Annotated in this window: 6 protein-coding genes; 4 read left to right on the plus strand and 2 right to left on the minus strand. The window is 69.6% G+C overall.

What is annotated here, in order from left to right; genetic code table 11:
- Positions 1–71 precede the first annotated feature (71 nt).
- Positions 72–914 carry a L,D-transpeptidase family protein gene (locus tag ACFWP7_RS11655; RefSeq protein ID WP_384379783.1) on the minus strand — a complete coding sequence of 281 codons (843 nt, stop codon included), beginning with the start codon at positions 912–914 and terminating at the stop codon, positions 72–74.
- A 148-nt stretch (positions 915–1,062) separates the two neighbouring features.
- Between ACFWP7_RS11655 and ACFWP7_RS11660 the strand changes: the two genes are divergently transcribed.
- From ACFWP7_RS11660 to leuE, 3 genes are all read left to right on the plus strand, one after another.
- A complete protein-coding gene (locus ACFWP7_RS11660) occupies positions 1,063–2,643 on the plus strand; it encodes a methylmalonyl-CoA mutase (RefSeq protein WP_384379786.1) in 1,581 nt (526 codons plus the stop codon).
- 92 nt (positions 2,644–2,735) lie between these two features.
- The gene (locus ACFWP7_RS11665; protein ID WP_384379789.1) at positions 2,736–3,314 is read left to right on the plus strand and encodes a Uma2 family endonuclease; all 579 of its coding nucleotides are present in this window, start codon (positions 2,736–2,738) and stop codon (positions 3,312–3,314) included.
- Positions 3,315–3,368: 54 nt separating this feature from the next.
- Positions 3,369–4,016 carry a leucine efflux protein LeuE gene (gene leuE, locus ACFWP7_RS11670; RefSeq protein ID WP_384379792.1) on the plus strand — a complete coding sequence of 216 codons (648 nt, stop codon included), beginning with the start codon at positions 3,369–3,371 and terminating at the stop codon, positions 4,014–4,016.
- Positions 4,017–4,022: 6 nt separating this feature from the next.
- Here the strand turns inward: leuE and ACFWP7_RS11675 are convergent, their stop codons facing one another.
- Complete coding sequence (locus ACFWP7_RS11675) at positions 4,023–5,450, minus strand: FAD-dependent monooxygenase (RefSeq protein ID WP_384379795.1); 1,428 nt, start codon at positions 5,448–5,450, stop codon at positions 4,023–4,025.
- Between the two features lie 68 nt (positions 5,451–5,518).
- Here ACFWP7_RS11675 and ACFWP7_RS11680 point away from each other — a divergent pair, with 68 nt between their 5' ends.
- Positions 5,519–6,169 (plus strand): TetR/AcrR family transcriptional regulator C-terminal domain-containing protein, encoded by a 651-nt coding sequence (locus tag ACFWP7_RS11680; RefSeq protein ID WP_384379798.1) that lies wholly within the window; start codon positions 5,519–5,521, stop codon positions 6,167–6,169.
- The last annotated feature ends 150 nt before the right edge of the window (positions 6,170–6,319 follow it).

The raw sequence follows: 6,319 nt of genomic DNA on the forward strand, positions 1-6,319 counted from the left end.
GGCGGGACACGTTCCCCCGGTCCCGCCCGCGCCGCCTCACCTCTCCGCGCCCCGCTGCTCCGCACCGCGCGTCACCAGTAGACGACGACCTTGTCTCCCGTGCGGACCTGCGCGAACAGCTCCGCGATCTTCCCCTCGTCCCGAACGTTGACGCAGCCGTGCGAGGCACCGAAATAGCCGCGGCCCGCGAAGTCGGCGGAGTAGTGGACCGCCTGGCCGCCGCTGAAGAACATGGCGTACGGCATGGACGAGTCGTAGAGCGTCGACACGTGATAGCGCGATTTGAAGTAGACGCTGAACACACCTTCGCGGGTCGGCGTGTACTCCGAGCCGAACCGCACCTCCGTCGTCGACACCGTCCGGCCGTCGATCATCCAGCGCAGCGTGCGGCTCGTCTTGCTGACGCAGAGCACGCGGCCCGTCATGCAGCGCGCGTCCGGTTCCGCGGCCGGCTGCCCGCCGAACGCGTACAGCTCCCACTTTCCCGGTTCCTTCGTCATCTTCTGCAGCCGCTGCCAGGTGACGGTGTCCAGCTCGCCGGTCCGCGGCAGACCACGCTTGCCCTGGAAGCCCTTCACGGCGGTGGCGGTGAGGTCGTCGTACGTCCCCGTCGGCCCGTCGAAGAGCCAGGCGACCTGCCGCAGCCGGGCCTGCACCTCGCGTACGTCGGTGCCCTCGTCGCCCTTGGACCAGAGGACCTCGGGGGCCGGGGCCGGGGTTTTCGCCGGGGTGGCGCTCGGCTTGGGGTCGTCGGAGGTGGCGGTGGGCCGGGGCGTGGGGGTGGCGCCGGCCGTGCCGTCGATCCTTATCAGGGGCGGCTGTTTCCCGTCCGCGTCCCCGGCCTGCGCCGTACAGCCGCTGACCGCGATCAGCGCCGCCAGGGCGGCCAGTGAGCGCTTCCCGTGTCTCGTCATCCGTGGTGCCGTACGCATCGGACCCCCGTCGTGCCGTCGTGTGTCACCTGAGATGCTCCCCGCGCGTGCCCGGTGGCGAACTACACCGCATGGTGGAGAGCGAAGCCCATCAAACAGGTATTGGCCAGCTTCGGCGGGAGACACAGCAATGGCGCGCGAATCCGAGTCCGGTCTGCCCATCGAGCCGGTCTACGGACCGGAGACCCTGGAGGGCTGGGATCCGGCCGAGAAGCTGGGTGCGCCGGGCGAGTTCCCCTTCACGCGGGGTGTGTACCCCTCGATGTACACGGGGCGTCCGTGGACGATGCGTCAGTACGCCGGTTTCGGCACGGCCGTCGAGTCCAACGCGCGCTACCAGCAGCTGATCGCCAATGGCACGACGGGCCTGTCGGTCGCCTTCGACCTGCCCACCCAGATGGGCCACGACAGCGACGCCCCGATCGCGTCCGGCGAGGTCGGCAAGGTCGGCGTGGCGATCGACTCCGTCGACGACATGCGGGTGCTGTTCGGCGGGATCCCGCTGGACAGGGTCTCCACGTCGATGACGATCAACTCCCCGGCCGCGCTCCTCCTGCTGATGTACCAGCTGGTCGGCGAGGAGCAGGGAGTGCCGGCCGCACAGCTGACGGGCACGATCCAGAACGACATCCTGAAGGAGTACATCGCGCGGGGCACGTACATCTTCCCGCCCAAGCCCTCCCTCCGGCTGGTCGCGGACATCTTCCAGTACTGCCGGACCGAGATCCCGAAGTGGAACACGATCTCGATCTCCGGCTATCACATGGCGGAGGCGGGTGCCTCGCCCGCGCAGGAGATCGCGTTCACGCTGGCGGACGGCATCGAGTACGTGCGGACGGCGGTGGCGGCGGGAATGGACGTCGACGACTTCGCCCCGCGCCTGTCCTTCTTCTTCGTGGCGCGTACGACGATTCTCGAAGAGGTCGCCAAGTTCCGTGCCGCGCGCCGGATCTGGGCGCGGGTGATGCGCGAGGAGTTCGGCGCGAAGAACCCCAAGTCGTTGATGCTGCGCTTCCACACGCAGACCGCGGGAGTCCAGCTCACCGCTCAGCAGCCGGAGGTGAACCTGGTGCGCGTCGCGGTGCAGGGCCTTGGTGCGGTGCTCGGCGGTACGCAGTCCCTGCACACCAACTCCTTCGACGAGGCGATCGCGCTGCCGACGGACAAGAGCGCGCGGCTCGCACTCCGTACGCAGCAGGTGCTGGCGTACGAGACGGACGTCACCGCCACCGTGGACCCCTTCGCGGGCTCCTACGTCGTCGAGAGGATGACCGACGACGTGGAGGCCGCGGCCGTCGAACTCATGGCCAGGGTCGAGGAGTTGGGCGGCGCGGTCGGCGCCATCGAGCACGGTTTCCAGAAGGGCGAGATCGAGCGCTCCGCGTACCGCATCGCCCAGGAGACCGACTCCGGCGAGCGGGTCGTCGTCGGCGTCAACCGCTTCAAGCTGGACGAGGAGGAGCCCTACGAGCCGCTCCGCGTCGACCCGGCGATCGAGGCCCAGCAGGCGGAGCGCCTCGCGAGGCTCCGGGCGGAACGGGACCAGTCGGCGGTGGACGGCGCACTGGCCGCCCTGAAGAAGGCGGCGGAGGGTACGGACAACGTGCTGTTCCCGATGAAGGACGCGCTGCGGGCGCGGGCGACGGTGGGCGAGGTGTGCAACGCGCTGCGGGGGGTTTGGGGGACTTATGTTCCTACGGATGCCTTCTGACCTGCGTGATTACTTCGTACGGGTGACCGGGAGCGGAAACCGCCCGCCCCCGGCTACTCTCGTGAAGTGTGAGCCCTGAAAAGGAGGATGCCGTGGCTGTAATGCAACACGAGCTGACGTTGGGCGAAGCCGCCGACCTGCTCTCCCGTGCACTGCCTGGGCACCGCGTGGAGATTCTCCAGGGGAGGCTCACTGTGACACCGCCGCCGGACGGCTCGCATGCGCTGTCGTTGACTTGGCTGGTCGTAGCGTTCGATGGGGCGGGAGCCCGGAAGGCCGGTCTCAGGTATGTCCAGGGCATCGGACTGTGGCTGCCCGCGCTGCCCGACGACTACGCGATCCCCGACTTCTCCGTCGTGGACGAGGACTTCCGCGACGCCCTCGTCCAGAAGAACTGCTACGCCCCGAACGTCTTCCGTCTGGTCGTGGAAGTAACGTCCTCGAACTGGTCGGACGACCTCGGCCCCAAGGTCGAGAGCTACGCCGAGGCGGGCATCCCGGTCTACATCGTGGTCGACCGCAAGCACGACGAGGTGCTGCTCTGCCAGAACCCTGTCGAGGGGAAGTACGACGCCCCCCAGCGCTTCAAGCGAGGCCAGACCGTCCCCGTCCCCGAGTCCGTCGGCATCACCCTCGACCTCTCCGTGGACACCCTCCTCGACGGTGACTGACCGACCCGCGATACCCGGAGGAAGTGTGTCGTACCCTCGTGCGACACTCGATCCATGCTTGGTGTCATCGACCTCCCCACCTACCTCGCAGGCCTTGTCCTGATCGTCCTGCTTCCCGGCCCGAACTCGATCTACGTCCTGTCGGTCGCCGCTCGCAGCGGCATACGTACCGGCTACAAAGCGGCGGCGGGCGTCTGGTGCGGGGACACCGCTCTGATGACGCTGTCGGCGGCGGGAGTGGCCTCGCTGTTGCAGGGGAACGCGCTGTTGTTCGGGATCGTGAAGTACGCCGGTGCCGGGTATCTGACGTGGCTGGCGATCGGGATGCTGCGGTCCGCGTGGGGGATGTGGCGGACCCGGAAGGCACGGGCGGAGGCTCCGGCCGTGGTGACGGCGGCCGAGGAGCGGCCCTTCAAGCGGGCGCTGGTCATCAGTCTGTTCAACCCGAAGGCGATCCTGTTCTTCGTCGCCTTCTTCGTACAGTTCGTGGACCCGGCGTACGCCTACCCGGCCCTCTCCTTCTTCGTCCTCGGCGCCTTCGCCCAGCTGGCGAGCTTCCTCTACCTCTCCGCGCTGATCTTCAGCGGTACGAAGCTGGCGGCGGCCTTCCGCAGCCGCAGGCGACTCTCGGCCGGGGCCACCACCGCAGTCGGCGCGCTCTTCCTCGGCTTCGCCGTGAAGCTGACGCTGGCCGGCGCGTAGACGGGACTAGGACCTGTCCGGGGCGACGCCCACGCGGCTCGCGTACTCCGCCAGTCCCTCTGCCGTCCCGCCCGCCCAGCCCACGTAACCGTCGGGCCGGACGAGGAAGACCCCCGTGCCGTACGCCTCGTACGCCGGAATCCGGACCGTAGGGGTCCCGGCGAGCTGCGGCAGGTCCCCGTCCGTGCCGACCGCCAGCAGCGTCCAGTGCGGCCCGCGGAACTCGTCGAAGAGGTGTACGCCGCCACGGATGCCGTCCGGTGCGCGGTCGCCCGCGTGCAGCGCACCGGACGGCAGCCCCTCCCGGGTCTCCACCGCGAGTGAGCGCCCCCGGTAGCCCAGGCCGAGCTGCTGCGTGGCCGCGCCGCGCTGGACTTCGCCGCGGTGGACCTGGGTGGTCAGGCCGAGCATGTCGGCGGCGTTGGGCAGCCGCTCCTCCTCGTACGAGTCGAGGAGGGCCGGGGCCGCCGTGCCGCTCAGTACCGCGCCCAGCTTCCACCCCAGGTTGTAGGCGTCCTGGACGCTGGTGTTGAGGCCCTGCCCGCCCGCGGGTGAGTGGACGTGCGCGGCGTCGCCCGCGAGGAAGATGCGGCCTTCGCGGAACCGGTCGGCCAGGGCGGCCCGCGGCCGGAAGTTGGAGGCCCAGCGCACCTCGGTCACGTCCTCGGGGGAGAGGTGCGAGCGGGTGGCGACGACCTTGCGGATGCCCTCGAGGGAGAGGTCGATGTCCGTGCCGTCCGGGAACTGGGCCACCACCTGGAAGTCCTCCGTCCCCGCCAGCGGGAAGACCACCATGAAGCCCTCGTCGCCGGCGGGCGGGAACATGTTGATGTTGCCGCGGTCGAGGCCGGTGATGCGGACGTCGGCCACCAGCATCGGGTTCGGGTCGACGGTTTCGCCGGTCATGCCGATGCCGAGCACGCGCCGCACGGTGCTGCGGCCACCGTCACCGGCGACGGCGTAGCGGGCGCGGACCGGAGCGCCCGATGCGAAGGAGGCCGTCACCCCGTCCGCGTCCTGCGCGATCCCCACCAGCTCCCGCCCGAACGCGACTCCTCCGCCGAGTTCTGTCAGCCGCGCGAAGAGGATCTCCTGCGTACGCCACTGCGCCAGCATCCACGCCTCGTGGTAGGGCGCGGCCTCCGTCGCCTCGGTCTCGTCGGCCATTTTGCGCTCGCCCTTGCGCTCCCCGTCCTGCCAGACGATCGAGACCGGGTAGGGGCCGCCCGCCGTGCGGACCGCCTCGACTACACCGAGGTCGTCGAAGACCTCCTGAGTGCGGGGCTGCAGACCCTTGCCGCGCGAGCCGGGGAAGAGCGCGTCGGCGCGCTCCACAACGAGGGCGGGCACCCCGCGCCGGGCAAGGTCGATGGCGAGCGCAAGCCCGGCCGCGCCGGCGCCGACGATCAGTACATCCGTGTCATACGTGCTCATGAACAGTTCCTTAACGCCGTTAAGCTCCATGCTCCGAGCGTGCCCTTAACGGCGTTAAACTGTCAAGCGTGGCTAGTCAGAGATCTCCCAAGCTGGACAAGAAGCAGGTCGTCGAGACCGCCCTGAGGCTCCTCAACGAGGTCGGCCTCGACGGGCTCACTCTCCGGGCGATAGCCAAGGAGCTGGACGTCCAGGCCCCCGCCCTCTACTGGCACTTCAAGAACAAGCAGGCCCTGCTCGACGAGATGGCGACGGAGATGTACCGCCGGATGATGGCGAGCGCGCGGCCCGCCCCGGACACCACCTGGCAGGAACGGATCCTCGCGAGCCAGCGTGGCCTGCGCGCGGCGCTGCTCGGCTACCGCGACGGCGCCAAGGTGTTCAGCGGCACCCGCTTCACCGGCATCGAGCACGCGGTCGACTTGGAGGCGAACCTCCGCGCCCTGGTGGAGGCGGGCTTCACCTTTCCCCAGGCGGTCCGCGCCAGCACCACCGCCCACTACTTCACCCTCGGCTTCGTCGCCGAGGAACAGGGCGTCTGGCCGCTGCCGGGGGAGCGCCGCGAGGGCTACGACGTCGAGGAGCGCGCCGCCCGCATGGCCGACTTCCCTCTTGCGGCGTCCGCGGGCGCCGAGGTCTTCCAGAACTTCGAGGAGGGATTCGAGGAGGGGCTGCTCCTGCTGATCGCGGGGATCGGGGCGCGGTACGGGGTCGAGTGAGCGGCGGTACGGGACTACGTGGCGGTACGGGATTGAGTGAGAGTGCGCCGCCGACGGATCCGATGGCGGTGCGGATCCTGCGGCCGTGTGGAAACCCGCTCAGCGCCGGGCCGACCGTCCGGCCGTGTGGAAACCCGCTCAGCTCCCCGC

Source organism: Streptomyces sp. NPDC058470 (assembly GCF_042721055.1).
Classification (GTDB): Bacteria; Actinomycetota; Actinomycetes; order Streptomycetales; family Streptomycetaceae; genus Streptomyces.